The organism is Brevundimonas vesicularis, assembly GCF_027886425.1.
Taxonomy (GTDB): Bacteria; Pseudomonadota; Alphaproteobacteria; order Caulobacterales; family Caulobacteraceae; genus Brevundimonas; species Brevundimonas vesicularis_C.
In genome coordinates, this window is record NZ_CP115671.1 from 2,545,026 (window position 1) to 2,564,567 (window position 19,542).

Here is a 19,542-nt window from a genome sequence, read left to right on the forward strand (position 1 = left end):
ACGAGGCTACGGCCTTACCCCTTTCGCAGGATTGTGCAGTCGAATACACTGAGGTCATACTCAACACCGCTCGTGCGATTAGCGTGTGCGATGCGATATGGCCGAGCAGCCGCGTTGCAGTCGCCGAATCCCTTCTCGACGAGCTGGCTCGCATCCTTGCGCGTATGACGCTCGATATGCACCGTGGCGATCTTCCATCGCCCGGAGCCTGAACTGATGCGTGCAGCCCTATACGGCCGTTACTCGACCGACCTTCAAAACGTCGCGTCGATCGCGGATCAGTTTGCGACCTGCCGTTCCTTCGCAGCGAAGGAGGCGATCAAGATCGTCGCGACGTTTGAGGACGCCGCCATTTCGGGAGGGTCCGCAGCAAACCGGCCCGGGTTGCACAGCCTGATGCGCGGCGCGAAGAACGGCGAGTTTGAAGTCGTGCTTTGTGAAGCGTTAGATCGCCTCTCTAGGTCCCAAGCCGATTTCGCGGCCCTCTTCGAGGACCTGCGGTTCCACGGCGTCAAAATCCGCACGATCTCCGAAGGCGACATATCCGAGCTTCAGATCGGGCTGATGGGCACCATGAATGCCCTCCAACTGCGCGAGACAGGCCGAAAGACAAGGCGCGGCCTTCAAGGCGTCGTCCGGTCCGGTCGTCATACTGGCAGCCGTGTCTACGGCTACAGAATCAGGCGAGAAGTCGATGCCATCGGCGAACCGATCCGGGGCCTTCGCGATATCGATCCTGGTGAAGCAGAAGTTGTCGGAGAAATCTTTCGGCGCTACGCCGCCGGCCAATCGCCTCGGGCGATCGTGAGCGACTTGAATATGCGCGGGATACCCGGCCCGCGAGGCGGAAGCTGGAACGCGTCGACGATCAACGGCAACGCCGAGCGCGGCAATGGGATCGTCCATAATGAGTTGTATCGCGGCGTCCTGGTTTTTGGTCGCCAAACCTGGGTCAAGGACCGGCGCACGGGAAAGCGTCAGGCGCGAACGGCGGATCCCGAAGAAATTATTCGGACCGAGGCACCGCATCTTCGGATCATCTCCGAAGAACTATGGGCGAAGGTTCGCGATCGCTACGCGGAAAACACCCTATCGCCACAAGGGCCGTTCCCGCGCATAGCCGTTCGGCCCAGGTACTTACTAAGCGGAAAACTGACCTGCGGGGTTTGTGGCGGCCCGATGATCCGTAGCGGTGCCGACCAACGCTTTATGTGCTCATGGCGACGAGAACGCGGACAATCGGCATGCACGAACGGCCGCGGGATCAAGAGCGTCGAGATCGAGGCGCGCGTTCTCGCCGCGATCAAGAACCGACTTCTAGTGTCGGAACGCGTGGCGCTCGCCGTCGAAGAGGCGAGGCTCGCAGCAGAGAATGACGCGCGTAGGATCACCCAGGCTCGATCAAAACTCGACAGTGAGCTTGCAGAGGTGAAGCGCCGCGCCGAACGCTTGGTCGACCAGATCGCCGATGGCGTCCTTACGGGCGCTGCAGTCAAGGATCGCCTGGACGCGCTGGAAGCGCGGCGAAGCGAGATTGAATCAGAGCTGGCCCAAGCACCGGCGGCGTCGGTCGTCGCCCTGCATCCTCGCGTGGCCGAGCATTACCGGACCGTCGTGGACTCGCTGGAGCGCGCCTTGGCTCTCAGCGACAGCGAGGCAATGACTGAAGCACGGGACTTGGTGCGCAAATTGATTGGAACCGTAGTGGTCACGCCGTTGGAAGAGCGGGGTAAGTTTAGCTTGACTGTACAAGGCAAAATCGCCGCCCTGGTGAACCAAGACGGCGAAAATACTACGAAGTTGGGTGCGGGAGTAGGATTTGAACCTACGACCTTCAGGTTATGAGCCTGACGAGCTACCGGGCTGCTCCATCCCGCGGCAAACGGTAGTGTATCGTGAAGGAAGAACGGTTCGAGAAGGACCGCGATTGCGGTGTTTGTTCATCATCGGCTGTCCGCCTGGTAGACCCGGCGGCGACCTACTCTCCCGCGCCTTGAGACGAAGTACCATTGGCTCTGGAGGGCTTAACGACCGAGTTCGGAATGGGATCGGGTGGGGAACCTCCGACATAGCCACCAGGTCAACCAGGGGGACAGCGGATGATGAGAAGACATTGTCTGAGATTGCTCTGGTCAAGGAGCAATCATCGAATGAGTTTTGCTGAGAAACGATCAAACCGATCGGATTATTAGTACCAGTAAGCTTCATGGGTCGCCCCACTTCCACACCTGGCCTATCAACGTGGTAGTCTTCCACGATCCTCAGCGAAGCCTTGTTTTGAGGTTAGTTTCCCGCTTAGATGCTTTCAGCGGTTATCTATTCCATACTTAGCTACCCTGCTGCACAGCTGGCGCCATGACAGGTACACCAGAGGTATGTCCATCCCGGTCCTCTCGTACTAGGGACAGATCCTCTCAAGCTTCGAACACCCACGGCAGATAGGGACCAAACTGTCTCACGACGTTCTGAACCCAGCTCACGTACCACTTTAAATGGCGAACAGCCATACCCTTGGGACCTGCTCCAGCCCCAGGATGTGATGAGCCGACATCGAGGTGCCAAACTTTGCCGTCGATATGGACTCTTGGGCAAAATCAGCCTGTTATCCCTAGAGTACCTTTTATCCGTTGAGCGATGGCCCTTCCACTCGGGACCACCGGATCACTATGGCCGACTTTCGTCTCTGCTCGACTTGTCAGTCTCGCAGTCAGGCGGGCTTATGCCATTGCACTCGACGACCGATTTCCGACCGGTCTGAGCCCACCATCGCGCGCCTCCGTTACACTTTAGGAGGCGACCGCCCCAGTCAAACTACCCACCACGCCATGTCCCGGGACCGGATAACGGCCCTCGGTTAGACGTCAACGACAGTAAGGGTGGTATTTCAAGGACGACTCCACCAGAGCTGGCGCCCCGGTTTCATAGTCTCCCACCTATCCTACACATACGGTCGCTAACGCCAAGGCGAAGCTATAGTAAAGGTTCATAGGGTCTTTCCGTCTGACCGCGGGAACCCCGCATCTTCACGGGGAATTCAATTTCACTGAGCCTATGCTGGAGACAGTGGGGAAGTCGTTACGCCATTCGTGCAGGTCGGAACTTACCCGACAAGGAATTTCGCTACCTTAGGACCGTTATAGTTACGGCCGCCGTTTACCTGGGCTTCAGTTCGACGCTTTCACATCTCCCTTTAACCTTCAGGCACCGGGCAGGCGTCAGACCCTATACGTCGCATTGCTGCTTCGCAGAGCCCTGTGTTTTTGCTAAACAGTCGCTACCCCCTGGCTTGTGCCACTCAGTCCTGCTTGCGCAAGGTGAGTCACGCTTATTCCGAAGTTACGCGTGCAATTTGCCGAGTTCCTTCAGCATAGTTCTCTCAAACGCCTTGGTATGCTCTACCTGACCACCTGTGTCGGTTTCGGGTACGGTCTCTGCTGGAGTTATTTCCTGGGACAACGCCCCCGCACACACAATCCAATAAATGGGTACGAGTTAAGCCATCCGTCACTTCCAGCTGGTGCAGGAATATTTACCTGCTTCCCATCGACTACGCTTTTCAGCCTCGCCTTAGGGGCCGACTAACCCTGCGCAGATTAGCTTTACGCAGGAACCCTTGGTCTTTCGGCGAGAGTGTCTCTCACACTCTTATCGTTACTCATGTCAGCATTCTCACTTCCGATACCTCCAGCCAGGCTCACGCCTGACCTTCACCGGCCTACGGAACGCTCCGCTACCGCTTGCAGTAAACTGCAAACCCATATCTTCGGCGCACGGCTTGAGCCCCGTTACATTTTCCGCGCAGGATCGCTTGATCAGTGAGCTGTTACGCTTTCTTTAAAGGATGGCTGCTTCTAAGCCAACCTCCTGATTGTCAAAGCAATCCCACATCGTTTCCCACTTAGCCGTGACTTGGGGGCCTTAGATGATGGTTAGGGTTGTTTCCCTTTTCACGACGGACGTTAGCACCCGCCGTGTGTCTGCCCGATAGTTCTCTTGGGTATTCGGAGTTTGGTTAGTATTGGTACCGCTCGCGCAGCCCGCAACCATCCAGTGCTCTACCCCCAAGGAATTCGTCGGACGCTCTACCTAAATAGATTTCGCGGAGAACCAGCTATGTCCAGGTTTGATTGGCCTTTCACCCCTATCCACAAGTCATCCCAGAATTTTTCAACATTCACGGGTTCGGTCCTCCAGTTGGTGTTACCCAACCTTCAACCTGCTCATGGATAGATCACCTGGTTTCGGGTCGTCATACGTCGAACTTAGCGCCCTATTCAGACTCGCTTTCGCTGCGCCTACACCTAACGGCTTAAGCTTGCTCGACACATGAAGTCGCTGACCCATTATACAAAAGGTACGCCGTCACCGCGCTTGGCGGCTCCGACTGCTTGTAGGCTTCCGATTTCAGGATCTGTTTCACTCCCCTTGTCGGGGTGCTTTTCACCTTTCCCTCACGGTACTTGTTCACTATCGGTCGTAGAGGAGTACTTAGGCTTGGAGGGTGGTCCCCCCATGTTCAGACAGGATTTCACGTGTCCCGCCCTACTCGAGTCTCTTGCTGTTTGATGACTACGGGGCTTTCACCCACTATGGCCGACCTTTCCAGATCGTTCGTCTTTATTTCACAAGAGCACTGGCCTGGTCCCGGTTCGCTCGCCACTACTACGGGAGTCTCGGTTGATGTCCTTTCCTCCGGGTACTGAGATGTTTCAGTTCCCCGGGTTCGCTTAATGAAGCCTATGTATTCAGCTCATTATACCTTTTAACAATCCGCCAATCGCTGCCCCGAAGAGCAGAGTTGGAAGACTGTAAAGGTGGGTTTCCCCATTCGGAAATAACCGGATCAAAGGGTGCTAGCGCCTCCCCGGTTCTTATCGCAGCTTGCCACGTCCTTCATCGCCTCTCTACGCCAAGGCATCCGTCAGAAGCCCTTCAACGTTTGATCGTTTCTCAGCAAAACTCATGCTTGGTGTATTCCGCCCGACTGGAAAGATGCCGGGGGACCAAGCCTGATTTTTGTCAGACAATGTCTTCTTCTCGAACAGGACCTCAAAGCTCAGGGGAGCCGGTCACGTTCTTCCTTTACGATATCAATGCACGCCAACCCGAAGGCCGACGGCAAACTTGAATGCGATCACGAGATCCTGGTGGAGCCAGACGGAGTCGAACCGACGACATCCTGCTTGCAAAGCAGGCGCTCTACCAACTGAGCTATGGCCCCATTCCATCAGGAATGGTGCGAAGCCCAGGAGAGCTGTCATACGATACTGTCCAAGGCTGGAGTCCAGCAGGGCTGGTAGGCCCGGGCAGACTCGAACTGCCGACCTTACGCTTATCAGGCGTACGCTCTAACCACCTGAGCTACGGGCCTATGGCAGCGACAGCCGGGTCATAAACACCCAGGCTCGCGATCGCGTCACCAACTCAACGACCCGTATGGCCGAGGCGTCGATGACGAAAGTGGAAAGAGAAACGGAGACGGCGGCGTTCCGCCGTTTATTGGAGCCTCAATAGACAGTCTCGTGAGAGACGGCCTGGAGAAGCATCCTTAGAAAGGAGGTGATCCAGCCGCAGGTTCCCCTACGGCTACCTTGTTACGACTTCACCCCAGTCGCTGACCCTACCGTGGTCGCCTGCCTCCTTGCGGTCAGCGCAGCGCCTTCGGGTAGAACCAACTCCCATGGTGTGACGGGCGGTGTGTACAAGGCCCGGGAACGTATTCACCGCGGCATGCTGATCCGCGATTACTAGCGATTCCAACTTCATGCCCTCGAGTTGCAGAGGACAATCCGAACTGAGACGACTTTTAAGGATTAACCCTCTGTAGTCGCCATTGTAGCACGTGTGTAGCCCACCCTGTAAGGGCCATGAGGACTTGACGTCATCCCCACCTTCCTCCGGCTTAGCACCGGCAGTCCCATTAGAGTTCCCAACTAAATGATGGCAACTAATGGCGAGGGTTGCGCTCGTTGCGGGACTTAACCCAACATCTCACGACACGAGCTGACGACAGCCATGCAGCACCTGTGTCCTAGTCCCCGAAGGGAAAGCCACGTCTCCGTGGCGGTCCAGGCATGTCAAAAGGTGGTAAGGTTCTGCGCGTTGCTTCGAATTAAACCACATGCTCCACCGCTTGTGCGGGCCCCCGTCAATTCCTTTGAGTTTTAATCTTGCGACCGTACTCCCCAGGCGGATTGCTTAATGCGTTAGCTGCGTCACCGAAATGCATGCATCCCGACAACTAGCAATCATCGTTTACGGCGTGGACTACCAGGGTATCTAATCCTGTTTGCTCCCCACGCTTTCGAGCCTCAGCGTCAGTAATGAGCCAGTGTGTCGCCTTCGCCACTGGTGTTCTTCCGAATATCTACGAATTTCACCTCTACACTCGGAGTTCCACACACCTCTCTCATACTCAAGACACCCAGTATCAAAGGCAATTCCGAGGTTGAGCCCCGGGATTTCACCCCTGACTTAAATGTCCGCCTACGCTCCCTTTACGCCCAGTAATTCCGAGCAACGCTAGCCCCCTTCGTATTACCGCGGCTGCTGGCACGAAGTTAGCCGGGGCTTCTTCTCCGGGTACCGTCATTATCGTCCCCGGTGAAAGAATTTTACAATCCTAAGACCTTCATCATTCACGCGGCATGGCTGCGTCAGGCTTTCGCCCATTGCGCAAGATTCCCCACTGCTGCCTCCCGTAGGAGTTTGGGCCGTGTCTCAGTCCCAATGTGGCTGATCATCCTCTCAGACCAGCTACTGATCGTCGCCTTGGTGAGCCTTTACCTCACCAACTAGCTAATCAGACGCGGGCCGCTCTAAAGGCGATAAATCTTTCCCCCGAAGGGCACATTCGGTATTAGCACAAGTTTCCCTGAGTTATTCCGAACCTAAAGGCACGTTCCCACGTGTTACTCACCCGTCCGCCACTAACTCCGAAGAGTTCGTTCGACTTGCATGTGTTAGGCCTGCCGCCAGCGTTCGCTCTGAGCCAGGATCAAACTCTCAGGTTGAGTTGACTTCTGACCTAAGCATCGGACCGACCGAAGTCGTCCTTGGCATTAGTTCTACGTATTTTATTGACGAGTTCCCACGTCATCGATCCGAAGACCGACGCATGGTATCTTTTCAAAAAGACCGCAGATAGTCAGTGTCGTATGATAGCCTCTGAGGACTATCGCAAGAACACCGCCGCCTGCGTTTCTCTTTCCAAATCAACAATGTCAAAGACCCTGGAACCTCCGAAGAGGCCCGACCGTTTAACGCCGTGTCGTCGGCGGAGGCGGCGATTTAGAGAACCGCAAACCCCGTGTCAACCGCTCTTTTCAGAGATCTTTCGGAGAGAAGAGCGAACCCTTCAGACCGCAAGAAACCACCGGAGGAAAGCGAGGCTTACCTCTAAAAACCCGTCGGCGATTCGATTGGAGCGCGGAACCTAGTGAAACCAACCGATGAAAGCAAGAAGTTTTTCGCTTCTTTCTTTCGTGGGACCTAGGAGACTTTCACCCCCGCGGCCCCGCCGGCCAGCCCGTTTCCGAGCGAGGCGGCTCTATACGGAGAGGCGGATTTGTCAGCAAGCGGATTCTGACACGACCGGGGAAGTTTCTCGCAAAACCGGGATCGGCCAACACCGCGCGCGCCTCTCAGCCTGCAATATAGGTCCGCAAGCTCTCGGCCTCATGGGCGTGTTCGGCGATCTGGCACTTCACCACGTCGCCGATGGAGATGACGCCGACCAGACGATCCGCCTGCATGACCGGCAGATGCCGAATGCGCCGATCGGTCATGCGGGTCATCAAGGCCGACATCTCCTCGGCCGGTTCGGCATAGATCACCTTGGCCGTCATATAGTCTGCGACCGGACGGGGCAGCGCATCGGCGCCATCGGCCGCCAACGCCTTGACCACATCGCGTTCGGAAAACACCCCAACCACGCTGTCGCCGTCACAGACGACCAATGCTCCGACCCGCTTCTGCTCCAGTTCTGCGCACGCCTGCGTCACCGTCAGATCCGGCGCGATGGAGAAGACGGCGTTTCCCTTGGTCTTGAGGATTTCGGCGACGAACATCGCGGTCCCTTCTCTCTATAAGAGACGACCGCAGGGCCGGAATGGCGACAGGGCCGCTCAGGGAGCGATGATCGCTCAGCCCCCATCCGGAATCAACGCGCCTCAGCGATGAGGTGCGGCCCTCGTTCCGAACAGCCGCCCCAAGGGACCGATGGCCAGAAAGCCGACGACGAACCCGACCGCATGCGCTTCCCAGGCGATGCTGGCCCCTTCGGCGCCGGGTAGTCCGCCGATCATTCCGGTCACGGCGTTGACCGCCATCCAGGTGATGGCCGCGCCGATCACGCGGCGATCACCCATCGGCAGCACTCTGCCCTGCCCTCCCAGCAATCGCGTCGCGGCGCCGATCAGGCCGAAGACGGCGCCGGACGCGCCGACCATCGGCTCGCTGGATCCCCAGTGGATCAGTCCATAGCCCAGCGACGCCAAGACCCCGCACACCAGATAGAAGAGCAGAAAGACCGTCGGACCAACCTTGGTCCCGAACAGCCGCGCCACCGGCGTCCCGAACGCCAGCGCCGCCACCGCATTCATGATGGCGTGGGTCCAGCCGCCGTGCAGCAGCATGGCCGTCAGCAGCCCGCCCCACCGCCCCTGCTCCAGATCAAGGGGCGCGAAGGCCATGCTCATGCCCATGTCGGGCAGGTCGCGCTGGAAGAAAAAGAGCGTCGGCATCGACGCCGCGATCAGCAGCACGACCAGCGGCACATTGAACATCGGCTCTCGCGCCGGGCGGTTGTTCGGCGGATCGAATCGACCGGATGCGTCTGACATGACGCCACAAATGCTCAGTGACCTGCGTCACATCAAGCGCTTCTTAATAACCTTAATGCAGGTTGGGGTGCGGATCACGCTCGTGGTCCGGCGTCCGTTTGTGCGCGAGGAACCCCGGAATGCCCGCCAAGAGGCTGTTTGTATCCACCGCCGTCATGGCTTTCGCCGCCGCTGCGAGCGTGCCGGCGATTGCGCAGTCGACGGGTTCGGGCGGCGCTGCGCGCTTCCAGCAGGGCTACGGCGGCGCGCGAACGGCCGCCAATACGGCCGCGACCGGCTATACCCGCGACGCCAACGGCAATCGTCTGATCGTCAACGGCATCATCCAGTCCGGCGCCTCATCCTATTCCAGCCAGTCCGGCGGCGCGGCCTCGGCCTATGCCGGCGCAGGCGCGTCCAGCAACGGCGGCACGACCATCGGCGGCTCCACCGCCATCGGCAATCAGCTGAACGTGGTGGTCCAGGGCAGCCGCAACACCGTCATCGTCAACTCGACCCAGACCAATACCGGCGCCATCAACGCCGGTACGGCCCTGAACGGGAACATCAACCTGCCATGAGCCGACGTCATCTTATCAAGGGGTCCGCCGCCGTCTCGGCCGTCGCCCTTCTGCTCGCCGGCTGCGTCAGCCCGGTCGCGGGTCCGTCGGGTCAATATGCGACGCCGATCGGCAATGCGCCGGTGACCGCAAACCCCACGCCCTATTCCGCCGCCCTGTATTGCCTGGCCGACTACGCCCGTCGCTACAACCTGCCCTCGCCGCGCATGGCCGTGGGCCGGATCAGCGACTACACCGGCACGGTGTCATCCGACGGCGGCCGCCAGATCACCGGCGGCGCCTCCCTGATGGCCAACTCGGCGCTGGCCAAGGCCGGCGCCCGCATCGTCGAACGCTACGACACCTCGGTGTCCGAGCTTGAGCTGCGCTACGCCAACAACAAGCTGATCGGCGACCAAGCTCCCGACGCCAAGGGGCCAGAGGACACCCAGTACCGCCGCATCCTGGCAGGCCAGGTGCCGGGCTCTGACTTCTATGTCGTCGGCGGCATCACCGAGGTGAATTACAACATCCGCTCCGGCGGCTTCGACATCGCCGGCGGCGAGGTCGACAGCAACCGCCCCGGCTCGGGCATCGTCAATCACCGCGTCTATGTGATGAACATCGCCATGGATCTGCGCCTGGTCCAGACGACCACGCTGGAGGTCGTCGATGTCGTCTCCTATCAGAAGCAGATCATCGGCCGCGAAATCTCGGCCGGCGTGTTCGACTTCCTGAACGGCAACGTGTTCGACATCTCGGCCGGCACGGGCGGGATGGAGCCGACGCAACTGGCCGTCCGCGCCCTGGTCGAACGGGCCACGGTCGAGTTCATGGCCAACCTCTATGGCGCGCCAGGCCCCGAAATCTGCCTGAACCCCGCCAACGACCCGCTCGGCGATTCCACGGTCGGCCCGACCGGCGGCTATTATCCGGCCTATCCCACTCAGGACACCAACAATGGCCAGACCCGCGCCGATCCGTCTCGTTGGCATGATGGCCGCGACGGCGACGTTCGCCGCACTCGCCACTGAGGCGAGCGCGCAGCAGACGCCGGCCTGCGATCCGCAAGCCGGCGAAAGCTGCTCCAGCACCCAGACCCAGACCGGCGACGTCACCGGCCTGGTGGATATCGACCTGTCCGTCGATCAGGTGACCGTCAGCACAAACGCCCAAGGCAATGCGCTTGCGGGCGGGGTCACTGCCGCCTCCGCCGGCCTGGTCTCGCGCCAGTCGATGACCGGCGCCACGTTGGCCCGCAGCAATGTGGTTGTGAACGGAGAAGCCGACGGTCAGCTCAGCGTCGATACGACCGCGCGCGGCAACTATCTCGGCGTCACCACCGATCGCGCGACCTTCGCCGTGGACGCCAGCCAGTCCGCGACCGGCGACCGGGTCGAGGCCGGAACCTATGTTCAGGCGCCGAACGGCCGCGTGCTGCAGGGCGGTTTCGCGACCAGCACCGCCGTCGCCAACGCCGTCGCCCTGGGCGGCCCCTCCTCGTCCCTGACCGGCGTCATCGACCAGAGGGCCCAGACCACCGTCTTCGCCGAGACCGTCGCCGACGTTCAATACATCCCCGCGCCCGCGACCTTCTCGTCCCAGGCTGTCGCCAATGCGGTCCAGACGAACACCACCGGCGCCTCGCACCAGGACTTGGCCATCCGCCAGTCGAACGCCGCCTCGACGACCGAGGCGCGCACCGACGTCTATGTCGACAACGGCTGGGACCTGACGGTCGGCGCCAACGCCGGGGCCAATCAGGCGATCACCGCCAACGCCGGCGGCTCCATGCTGATCCAGACGGACCAGGCCAACGCCGGCCGCGTCCGCGCCGACGCCCGCGTCCAGACCAACCTCCAGGGCCAGACGGTTCTGGCGGCCCGCAGCGTCGCCAACGAGACGGTCGCCGGCAACAACGACATCTATCTGAAGCTGGACAACACTCAGCTGAACACCGGCGGGGTCGAGGCCAACGCGACCTATGTCGGCGTCAACGGCTATGACGCCTATGTCGGCTCCGACGCGGTCGGCAATGCGGTGACGGGCTATGCCTGTTCCCAGTGCGGCGGCGACGTCAACGTCAACAACAACCAGACCAACAGCGGCAATGTCACCGCGACCACCAACGCCACGGTCTCGTCCGGACGCACCGCCGTGGTCGGCGCCAACGCCGTCGGCAACAGCGCCAGCTTCTACATCAGCCGCCCCGGCGGCTGATCCGAACATGACAAGTCGGTAAGGTTCGCCAGCCGCGCTTGTGGCGAAGGCAAGCACACTTTACACATCCGGCATCGCGCCATCGGGGGTTGCGGTTTCGGAGTGATATTATGCGTTCTGCGCGTCATCTGCTGCTTGTCGCCGTCTCGGGACTGGCCCTGACCACCGGGGCTTTCGCCGCCCCTGCTCTCGCCCAAACCGCGCCGCCCGCTGCGGCCGCCGCCGGTCAGGTCGCGCCGTCAGCCCCCTGGGCCCAGGCTGCCAGCGACATCCCCGCCGATCCGGCCGTCCGTTACGGCCTGCTGCCCAACGGCATGCGCTACGCCCTGCTGCACAATGCGACGCCTCCGGGCCAGGCCTCGTTCCGTCTGCGCATCGACGCCGGCTCGCTGATGGAGCGCGACGATCAGAAGGGTCTGGCTCACTTCATGGAGCACATGGCCTTCAACGGCACCAAGGACGTGCCGGAAAACGAGATGTTGCGCATCCTCGAGCGCCTGGGCCTGGCCTTCGGCGCCGACACCAACGCCTTTACCAGCTTCGACCAGACCGCCTATATGCTGGAGCTGCCCAACACCAAGGACGAGACGGTCGATCCCAGCCTGCACATCCTGCGTGAGATGATGTCGGCGGCCCTGATGGCGCCAGATGCCATCGATTCCGAACGCGGCGTCATCGTCGGCGAAGAACGGACCCGCGACACGCCGCAACTGCGCGTGCTGAAGACCCAGCTCGGCCTTCTGGCGCCCGGCCAGCGTCTGTCGGAACGCCTGCCCATCGGCGACCTCGACATCATCCGCACCGCGCCGCGCCAGCGCTTCGTCGACTTCTACGACGCCTACTATCGCCCCTCGCGCGCCACCTTCATCGCCGTGGGCGACTTCGACGTGGATGCGATGGAGGCCAAGGTCCGCGCGGCCTTTGTCGACTGGAAGCCGACCGCCGCCGATGGTCCGGAGCCTGACCTGGGAACCGTCGCCCCGCGTCAACCGCAGACCAGCATCCTGGTCGAGCCGGGCATCCAGTCCTCAATCCAGATTAACTGGATCAAGGCCCCGGACCTCAGCCCCGACACGGCCGCCGAACGCGCCGCCGACGTCCGTCGCGGCCTGGGTCTGGCCGTGCTGAACCGTCGCCTGGGCGAGATCGCCCGCGCCGACAACCCGCCCTTCATCGGCGCCGGCGCCGGTTATCAGTCGCTGTTCGACAGCCTGGACGCCGGCACCCTGTCGGTCGCCTTCAATCCCGGCGGCTGGCAGCGTGCGCTGGAAAGCGTCGAGCAGGAAAGCCGTCGTCTGGCCGAATACGGCGTCAGCGGCGCCGAGCTTCAGCGCGAAATCGTCAACACCCGCACCGCGCTTCAGAACGCCGTGGCCTCGGCCGCGACCCGTTCGACCCCGGCTCTGGCGACCGGCCTCCTGGGCGCCGTCAACGACGACCAAGTGTTCAGCTCGCCCCAGACCAATCTCGATCTGTTCAACAAGGCCGTCGAAGGCCTGACCGTCGATCAGGTCAATCAGGCGACCAAAGCGGTCTTCGAAGGCCAGGGCCCGCTGCTTCTGTTCAGCTCGCCCGTGCCGGTCGAGGGCGGCGAGGCCGCCGTCACCGCAGCGCTGGAGGCCTCGCGCAACACCCCGGTGCAAGCCCGCGCCGCCGAGGCCGAGCTGAAATGGCCCTATGCTGACTTCGGCGCCCCGGCGGTCCCCGCCGCCCGTTCGGAAGTCGCCGATCTGGGCGCGACCCTGGTCCGCTTCCCGAACGGCACCTTGCTCAACATCAAGAAGACCGACTTCCGCGCCGACCAGATTCTGGTCAGCGCCCGCACCGGTCTTGGCGAACTGGGCCTGCCTGCCGACACCCTGTCGCCCCTGTCGATGGCCAGCACCGTCCTGGCCCCCGGCGGTCTGGGCAAGCTTAGCTTGGACGAGATGAACCGCGTCCTCAGCGGACGCACCTACAGCGCCGCCGTCAATCAGGCCGGCGACGCCTACATCTTCGCCGGCGCCACCAAGCCCGCCGATCTTCAGCTGGAGCTTCAGGTCCTGGCCGCCTATCTGACCGATCCGGGCCTGCGCGGCGCCTCGTTCGAACAGACCAAGGCCATGTTCCCGCAAATCCTGGCTCAGTTGGGCGCCACGCCGCGCGGCGTCTTCCAACGCGACGCCTCGGGCCTGCTAGCCAGCGGCGACGCGCGTGAGACGACCCCGACCGCCGAACAGATCGCCGCGATCCAGATCGACGACATCCGCTCGGGCGTTCGCTCAGCCCTGGCCCAAGGTCCGGTCGAGATCACCGTCGTCGGCGACGTCGACGTCGACGCGGTCATCGCCGCCGTCGGCTCGACCTTCGGCGCCCTGCCCTCGCGCGGCGAGGCGCCCACACCGCCCGCCGGCTCGACGGTGCGCAAGTTCCCGGCCCCGACCGCTACGCCGGTCCAGCTGTATCACACCGGACCCGCCGAACAGGCGCTGGGCTTCGTCGCCTGGCCGACCACCGACCAGGTTGAAGATCGCAAGACCGCGCGTCAGCTGTCGATCCTGTCGGACGTGCTGCAACTGCGCCTGAACGACGAAATCCGTGAGAAGCAGGGCCTGGCCTATTCGCCCAGCGCCGGCTCAACCGCCTCGGACACCTATCCGGGCTACGGCTTCATCTCGGTGACGGCGGAAACCCCGCCGGCCGCCCTGCCCAAGCTGTTCGAGACGGTAGACGCCATCGCTGCCGACCTGCGCGACAATCCGATCAGCGAGGACGAACTGAACCGCGCCCGTCGCCCGGCCGTCGAGCGCATCCGTCGCAGCATGGCCGACAATGGCTATTGGCTGACCCAACTGTCGCAGGCCCAGAGCGATCCGGCGACGCTGGACCAGACCCGCAACCAGATCGCCACCCTGGAAGCCGTCACCGCCGCCGACCTTCAGGCCCTGGCTCGCCAGTATCTGAAGTCCGACAGCGCTTGGCGGGCCACCGTCACCGCTCAACCGGCGGCCCAGTAACGCCCACGAAAAAGGCCCCGGTTCTCGCGAACCGGGGCCAGTCGTCAGGATCGTCGACGGAGAGCCGACGGTCGCCTTATCTCATGTCCCGCCTGATCGGCGGCTGAACGGGCGTGTTTAGGTCCGGTTCAGAAGACCCGGCCGCCGACGCCGCCGTCCAGGGTGATCACCCCGGTCAGCACGGTCGCGCTCTCGACCTGTTCTTCGCGGTATTCGGTGTATTCCTCTTCGCGATACATCGTCAGGATCTTGATCCCGGCGCCGTAGCGACGGAGCAGCGAACGCTCGTTGCAATCCCGCTCGGGCTTCTCGGGACGGCATTCCAGCTTGCCGCCCGTTCCGTACCACAGCGCCTCATGCTTGCGGCAGGTCAGGGTCGTGCCGTGATCGAAGCTGATGTCGCCGTTGTAGTCGGCGATGGTCGCCTGCAGCCAGGTGCCCGACAGGCAGCGATACAGCTCGCCTTCGAACCCTTCGGCGATCTCGCGGTCCGGCCGCACTTGTGAGGCGGGGTGCGGCACCTGGCGGTCGTCGATGCAGACGGCCTGGATGACGACCCGCTTCATCATGCTGCGGAAGGCGCTGTAGGGGGTGCGCACGGTCTGGGCGATCACGCCCTCGACGGCCAGGCCCTGGATGGTGGTCGGATAGGGCTGATCGACGCTGACATAGGCCGCGCCGCCGCCTCCGCCGAAGCTGCCCGAGAACCCGCCGGCCCGCGCATTGACATAGGAGCGCGCGCCCGCGTTGGCGTTGGCCCCAGCGCCCGCGTTCGCATTGGCGCTCGCGCCAAGGTTCACGTTCACATTGACGTTGGTGTTGATGTTGCCGTTCCAGTTTCCACCGCCGCCGGGACCGCAGTTTCCACCGCCGTTGCAGGGCGGCGGCTCAGGCGGAGGCGGAGGCTCGCACGAGGTGCAGGGCGGCGGCTGACAGCCGGACGTGCATTGCGCCAGCGCGGCTCCGGCGCCCGCCGAGACGGCGAGACCGGCCGCCAGGCCCAGCATCCATTTCGTGATCCGCAGCCGCATCGGCGGGAACTCCCAAGCGAATATCGTGTCGGGCGAACAAGATTTCGGCCGATCCTCCCGTCACAAAACCGCAAAAGCCTTTCGTTTCCGTTGATGAGGCCTGCGCTTCGGGATGGCGCAATGCCGCATCCGTCTGCTAGACCGCCCGCACAATGACCGTCCGCGTCTCCATTCGCCTGATTTCGATTAGCCGCCCGGCGTAGCGCTCCTGGGCCTGATGGCCCCGTGCACGCCGGGATCGAAAGCCCTCAAGCAGCGCGAAGCGCGATAGGGCGAAGAGAACAGCGACCTAATTTTCAAGACGCCGAGACGACCCATGGCTGACGCCCCCGAAAACACCTCTGAATCCACCGCCCGCGACTATCGCGACACCGTCTTCCTGCCCGAGACCCCCTTCCCCATGCGCGGCGGCCTGCCCCAGAAGGAGCCGGTCATCCTGGAACAGTGGGGCGACCTCTACGGGACCCTGCGCGCCGAGCGTCAGAAGCAGAACGCCCCGCTCTACGTCCTCCACGACGGCCCGCCCTACGCCAACGGCGACATCCACATCGGCCACGCCCTGAACAAGACGCTGAAGGACTTCGTGGTCCGCAGCCGCTTCCTTCTGGGCTACGATGTCGATTACGTCCCCGGCTGGGACTGCCACGGCCTGCCGATCGAGTGGAAGATCGAGGAGCAGTTCCGCGCCAAGGGCCGCCGCAAGGACGAGGTGTCCAAGGACGAGTTCCGCCGCGCCTGCCGCGAATACGCCGGCAAATACATCGACCTGCAAAAGGATCAGTTCCACCGGCTGGGCATCGTCGGCGACTTCGCCAACCGCTACGCCACCATGGACTTCACCTCCGAAGCGGCCATCGTCGCCGAGTTCCACAAGTTCAAGAACTCGGGCCAGCTCTATCGCGGATCCAAGCCCGTCATGTGGTCGCCGGTCGAGCGCACAGCCTTGGCCGACGCCGAGATCGAGTACCACGACCATGTCAGCCCGACGATCTGGGTCAAGTTCCCTGTCACGGCCATGTCCGACGACCATCCCGACGACCTGCTGGCCTTCCGCTCCAGCACCCCGTCCATCGTCATCTGGACCACCACGCCCTGGACCATCCCGGCCAACCGCGCCATCAGCTATGGCCCCGAGATCGCCTATGGCCTGTATGAGGTCACGGCCATGGAGGAAGGCCTGGAGTTCGCGCCCTGGGCCAAGCCCGGCGACCGCCTGATCCTGGCCGACAAGCTGGCCGAGGACGTGTTCAAGGCCGCCAAGATCGCCGCCTGGACCCGCGTCTACGACATCAATCCGTCGGGCCTGGAGACCGCCCACCCGCTGGCCGCGCTCGACAGCGGCTACGGCTTCTCCGTGCCCCTGCTGGCCGGCGATCACGTCACCGACGACGCCGGCACCGGCTTCGTCCACACCGCGCCCGGCCACGGCGCCGACGACTTCGAGGTTTGGAAGGCCCACGGTCATCACGAAGTGCCCGACACCGTCGATCCAGACGGCGCCTACTACCCCGGCGTCCCCCTGTTCGCGGGCCTGAAGGTGCTGGAGACCGAGGGCAAGAAGACCGGCAAGTTCGGCCCCGCCAACGGCGCCGTGATGGAGAAGCTGATCGAGGCCGGCAACCTGTTGGCGCGCGGACGACTGGAGCATTCCTATCCGCACAGCTGGCGCTCCAAGGCGCCGATCATTTTCCGCAACACCCCCCAGTGGTTCATCCGCATGGATCAGCCCCTGAAGAGCGGCGACACCCTGCGCGAGACGGCGCTGAACGCCATCGACGCCACCGCCTTCCATCCCGTCGCCGGCAAGAACCGCATCCGCTCGATGGTCGAAGGCCGTCCCGACTGGCTGGTCAGCCGCCAGCGCGCCTGGGGCACGCCTCTGGCCATGTTCATCGACAAACAGACGGGCCAGCCCTTGCATGACCCCGAGGTCGATGCCCGCATCGTCGCGGCCGTCGCCGAACACGGCGCCGACATCTGGTTCACCGCGCCCTACAGCGATTTCCTGGGCGCCCACGACCCGGCCCGCTACGAAAAGGTCGAGGACATCCTGGACGTCTGGTTCGATTCCGGCTCGACCCATGCCTTCACGCTCGACCCGCGCCTGCCGGAAAACGGCTATACCGGCGACCGTCCCGCCCACTGGCCCGCCGATCTCTACCTGGAAGGCTCCGACCAGCACCGCGGCTGGTTCCAGTCGTCCCTGCTGGAAGGTTGCGGCACCCGTGGCCGCGCCCCGTTCAAGGCGGTCCTGACCCACGGCTTCACCCTCGACGAGAAGGGGGAGAAGATGTCCAAGTCCAAGGGCAATACGACCGACCCCCTGACCATCATCAAGGAGTCGGGCGCCGACATCCTGCGTCTGTGGGTGGCCCTGGTCGATTATTCGGACGACCAGCGGATCGGCAAACAGATCCTGCAGACCACGGTCGACGCCTATCGCAAGCTCAGGAACACCGTTCGCTATCTGCTCGGCGCCCTGGCCGATTTCGATGAGGCAGAACGCCTGCCGCTGGACCAGATGCCGCCGCTGGAGCGGTTCATCCTGCACCGCCTGCACGAACTCGACGCTCAGGTCCGTGCGGCTTACGCCGAATACCGCTTCCAGGACGTCGTCCGTCCGGTGCTGGAGTTCTGCGCCGGCGACCTGTCGGCCCTGTATTTCGACATCCGCAAGGACGCCCTCTACTGCGACCGCCCCGACGCCTTGCGCCGTCGCGCCGCCCGCACTGTGATGGACGAGGTCTTCATGCGCCTGACCGCCTGGCTGGCTCCGTTGACGCCCTTCACCATGGAAGAGGCCTGGACCACGCGCTTCCCGGATGCGGGTTCTAACTGCGCCCGAGTGATCCCCGACACTCCGGCGGAATGGGAGAACGAAACGGCCTACACCAAACTCAAGAACCTGCTTCCCATCCGCGAAGTAGTGCTAGGTAGTTTGGAACTGGCACGACGTGACAAGATGATAGGATCCAGCCTCGATGCTGATGTTCTCATCGTCTTGGATGACCCGGCTTTGATCCAACTGGTTCAAGACGTTGCAGGGTCTGAGAATCCTGACCAGTTCATGGCAGACTTCTGCATCGCCAGTGTCGCAAGGCTGACTCGCGATGACCCTCAAGGTCCCGAAGTGCCATTCAGACTGCCTGAACATGCAGGCATAGGTGCCCTAGTGCGACGCTCCGACAACCCGAAATGCGCCCGCTCCTGGCGCCGGGTCCCCGACGTCGGCTCCGACCCCGCCTATCCCGACCTCTCGGCCCGCGACGCCGATGCGGTTCGGTATTGGGAACAGACGCACGCCTGACCACAACACCGTCTCCTCCCCGCCTGGCGGGGAGGGGGACCGCGAAGCGGTGGAAGGGTTCTAGACGCCGCTTAAGCGCCTGGATGCGCGAAGAGCCCCTCCGTCTCTCCGCTGCGCTCCAAGCCACCTCCCCATGAATGGGGAGGAGACGATGCTCAGCCATCGCAATGCCGCTGGTTCATCCGCAGCGATTCCAATCGCGTGCCGATTTATGTCGCCCGTCTCCCATCCACGGGGTCAAACGCCCCCATAATGGCCCTGTCTCGTCGCATGGAGGGCTCGCCTGGCCTGCGACCTTGCGGCGGCGAGAGCGGAGAGAACGGGGGCGATGGTGATATCCCATCGCGGCGCCGGGGCTGATCGGCCGGGGAATCGCCCGGCGTCCGCAGTCGCGTCGCAGGGTCGAGGGGGATACTCGGCCGCACCGGGGATCGGGGATCGGGGATCGCTGCTCCGACCCGCCCGTCGCAGGCTTATGGGGTTAGGCGATAAGACCGCCACCGCTCGGCGCCCCGAGCTTGCAGGCCAACCCCCCGCGCGGAGCGTCACACCCTTCGTCGAAACGGTAATCTCTAATCACACTCCGGGCGAAGGCCCGACGCTCCG

General features: G+C 62.7%; 9 protein-coding genes, 3 tRNA genes and 3 rRNA genes. 6 read left to right on the top strand and 9 right to left on the bottom strand.

The window, feature by feature from the left end; genetic code table 11:
• The first annotated feature begins 216 nt into the window (after positions 1 to 216).
• Entirely contained in the window at positions 217 to 1,845 is a 1,629-nt protein-coding gene (locus PFY01_RS15645; RefSeq protein ID WP_420197074.1) for a recombinase family protein, read from the top strand.
• On the opposite strand, the gene PFY01_RS13015 is transcribed toward PFY01_RS15645, so the two are convergent.
• From PFY01_RS13015 to PFY01_RS13050, 8 genes are all read right to left on the bottom strand, one after another.
• Positions 1,802 to 1,878: transfer RNA gene (locus tag PFY01_RS13015), tRNA-Met, on the bottom strand. The two genes, PFY01_RS15645 and PFY01_RS13015, sit on opposite strands and share 44 nt — an antisense overlap.
• An 87-nt stretch (positions 1,879 to 1,965) precedes the next feature.
• A 5S ribosomal RNA gene (gene rrf / locus PFY01_RS13020) occupies positions 1,966 to 2,080 on the bottom strand.
• 87 nt (positions 2,081 to 2,167) lie between these two features.
• A 23S ribosomal RNA gene (locus tag PFY01_RS13025) occupies positions 2,168 to 4,945 on the bottom strand.
• Positions 4,946 to 5,145: 200 nt separating this feature from the next.
• Positions 5,146 to 5,221 (bottom strand) — tRNA-Ala (locus PFY01_RS13030).
• A gap of 73 nt (positions 5,222 to 5,294) precedes the next feature.
• Positions 5,295 to 5,371: transfer RNA gene (locus PFY01_RS13035), tRNA-Ile, on the bottom strand.
• A 181-nt stretch (positions 5,372 to 5,552) separates the two neighbouring features.
• Positions 5,553 to 7,013, bottom strand: a 16S ribosomal RNA gene (locus PFY01_RS13040).
• Together the 16S, 23S and 5S rRNA genes with 3 tRNA genes alongside form the textbook arrangement of a ribosomal RNA operon.
• A gap of 630 nt (positions 7,014 to 7,643) precedes the next feature.
• Positions 7,644 to 8,069, bottom strand: coding sequence for a CBS domain-containing protein (locus PFY01_RS13045; protein ID WP_271041604.1), 426 nt, complete (start codon positions 8,067 to 8,069; stop codon positions 7,644 to 7,646).
• Between the two features lie 102 nt (positions 8,070 to 8,171).
• Positions 8,172 to 8,843, bottom strand: a complete 672-nt coding sequence (locus PFY01_RS13050) for a rhomboid family intramembrane serine protease (protein ID WP_271041605.1) — start codon at positions 8,841 to 8,843, stop codon at positions 8,172 to 8,174.
• Positions 8,844 to 8,962: 119 nt separating this feature from the next.
• Here PFY01_RS13050 and hfaA point away from each other — a divergent pair, with 119 nt between their 5' ends.
• The 4 genes from hfaA (at position 8,963) to PFY01_RS13070 (ending at position 14,598) form a co-directional block, all read left to right on the top strand.
• Positions 8,963 to 9,403, top strand: a complete 441-nt coding sequence (gene hfaA, locus PFY01_RS13055; RefSeq protein WP_039247052.1) for a holdfast anchoring protein HfaA — start codon at positions 8,963 to 8,965, stop codon at positions 9,401 to 9,403.
• On the top strand, positions 9,400 to 10,416 hold the full coding sequence (hfaB, locus tag PFY01_RS13060; RefSeq protein WP_039247049.1) for a holdfast anchoring protein HfaB: 1,017 nt from the start codon (positions 9,400 to 9,402) through the stop codon (positions 10,414 to 10,416). Before hfaA ends, hfaB begins: the two co-directional genes overlap by 4 nt.
• Positions 10,343 to 11,602, top strand: a complete 1,260-nt coding sequence (gene hfaD, locus PFY01_RS13065; RefSeq protein WP_271041606.1) for a holdfast anchor protein HfaD — start codon at positions 10,343 to 10,345, stop codon at positions 11,600 to 11,602. The genes hfaB and hfaD overlap by 74 nt, the downstream gene beginning before the upstream one ends.
• 110 nt (positions 11,603 to 11,712) lie before the next feature.
• Positions 11,713 to 14,598 carry a M16 family metallopeptidase gene (locus tag PFY01_RS13070; protein ID WP_271041607.1) on the top strand — a complete coding sequence of 962 codons (2,886 nt, stop codon included), beginning with the start codon at positions 11,713 to 11,715 and terminating at the stop codon, positions 14,596 to 14,598.
• 128 nt (positions 14,599 to 14,726) lie between these two features.
• Here the strand turns inward: PFY01_RS13070 and PFY01_RS13075 are convergent, their stop codons facing one another.
• Positions 14,727 to 15,629 (bottom strand): hypothetical protein, encoded by a 903-nt coding sequence (locus tag PFY01_RS13075; protein WP_235559236.1) that lies wholly within the window; start codon positions 15,627 to 15,629, stop codon positions 14,727 to 14,729.
• A gap of 316 nt (positions 15,630 to 15,945) precedes the next feature.
• Here PFY01_RS13075 and ileS point away from each other — a divergent pair, with 316 nt between their 5' ends.
• Positions 15,946 to 18,936 carry an isoleucine--tRNA ligase gene (gene ileS / locus PFY01_RS13080; RefSeq protein WP_271041608.1) on the top strand — a complete coding sequence of 997 codons (2,991 nt, stop codon included), beginning with the start codon at positions 15,946 to 15,948 and terminating at the stop codon, positions 18,934 to 18,936.
• The last annotated feature ends 606 nt before the right edge of the window (positions 18,937 to 19,542 follow it).

Bases quoted from the DNA above. Each gene is read 5' to 3' on its own strand.
- PFY01_RS13050 (WP_271041605.1), bottom strand. From the start codon at position 8,843: ATGTCAGACGCATCCGGTCGATTCGATCCGCCGAACAACCGCCCGGCG.
- PFY01_RS13075 (WP_235559236.1), bottom strand. From the start codon at position 15,629: ATGCGGCTGCGGATCACGAAATGGATGCTGGGCCTGGCGGCCGGTCTC.
- PFY01_RS15645 (WP_420197074.1), top strand. From the start codon at position 217: ATGCGTGCAGCCCTATACGGCCGTTACTCGACCGACCTTCAAAACGTC.
- PFY01_RS13070 (WP_271041607.1), top strand. From the start codon at position 11,713: ATGCGTTCTGCGCGTCATCTGCTGCTTGTCGCCGTCTCGGGACTGGCC.
- hfaB (WP_039247049.1), top strand. From the start codon at position 9,400: ATGAGCCGACGTCATCTTATCAAGGGGTCCGCCGCCGTCTCGGCCGTC.
- ileS (WP_271041608.1), top strand. From the start codon at position 15,946: ATGGCTGACGCCCCCGAAAACACCTCTGAATCCACCGCCCGCGACTAT.
- hfaA (WP_039247052.1), top strand. From the start codon at position 8,963: ATGCCCGCCAAGAGGCTGTTTGTATCCACCGCCGTCATGGCTTTCGCC.
- hfaD (WP_271041606.1), top strand. From the start codon at position 10,343: ATGGCCAGACCCGCGCCGATCCGTCTCGTTGGCATGATGGCCGCGACG.
- PFY01_RS13045 (WP_271041604.1), bottom strand. From the start codon at position 8,069: ATGTTCGTCGCCGAAATCCTCAAGACCAAGGGAAACGCCGTCTTCTCC.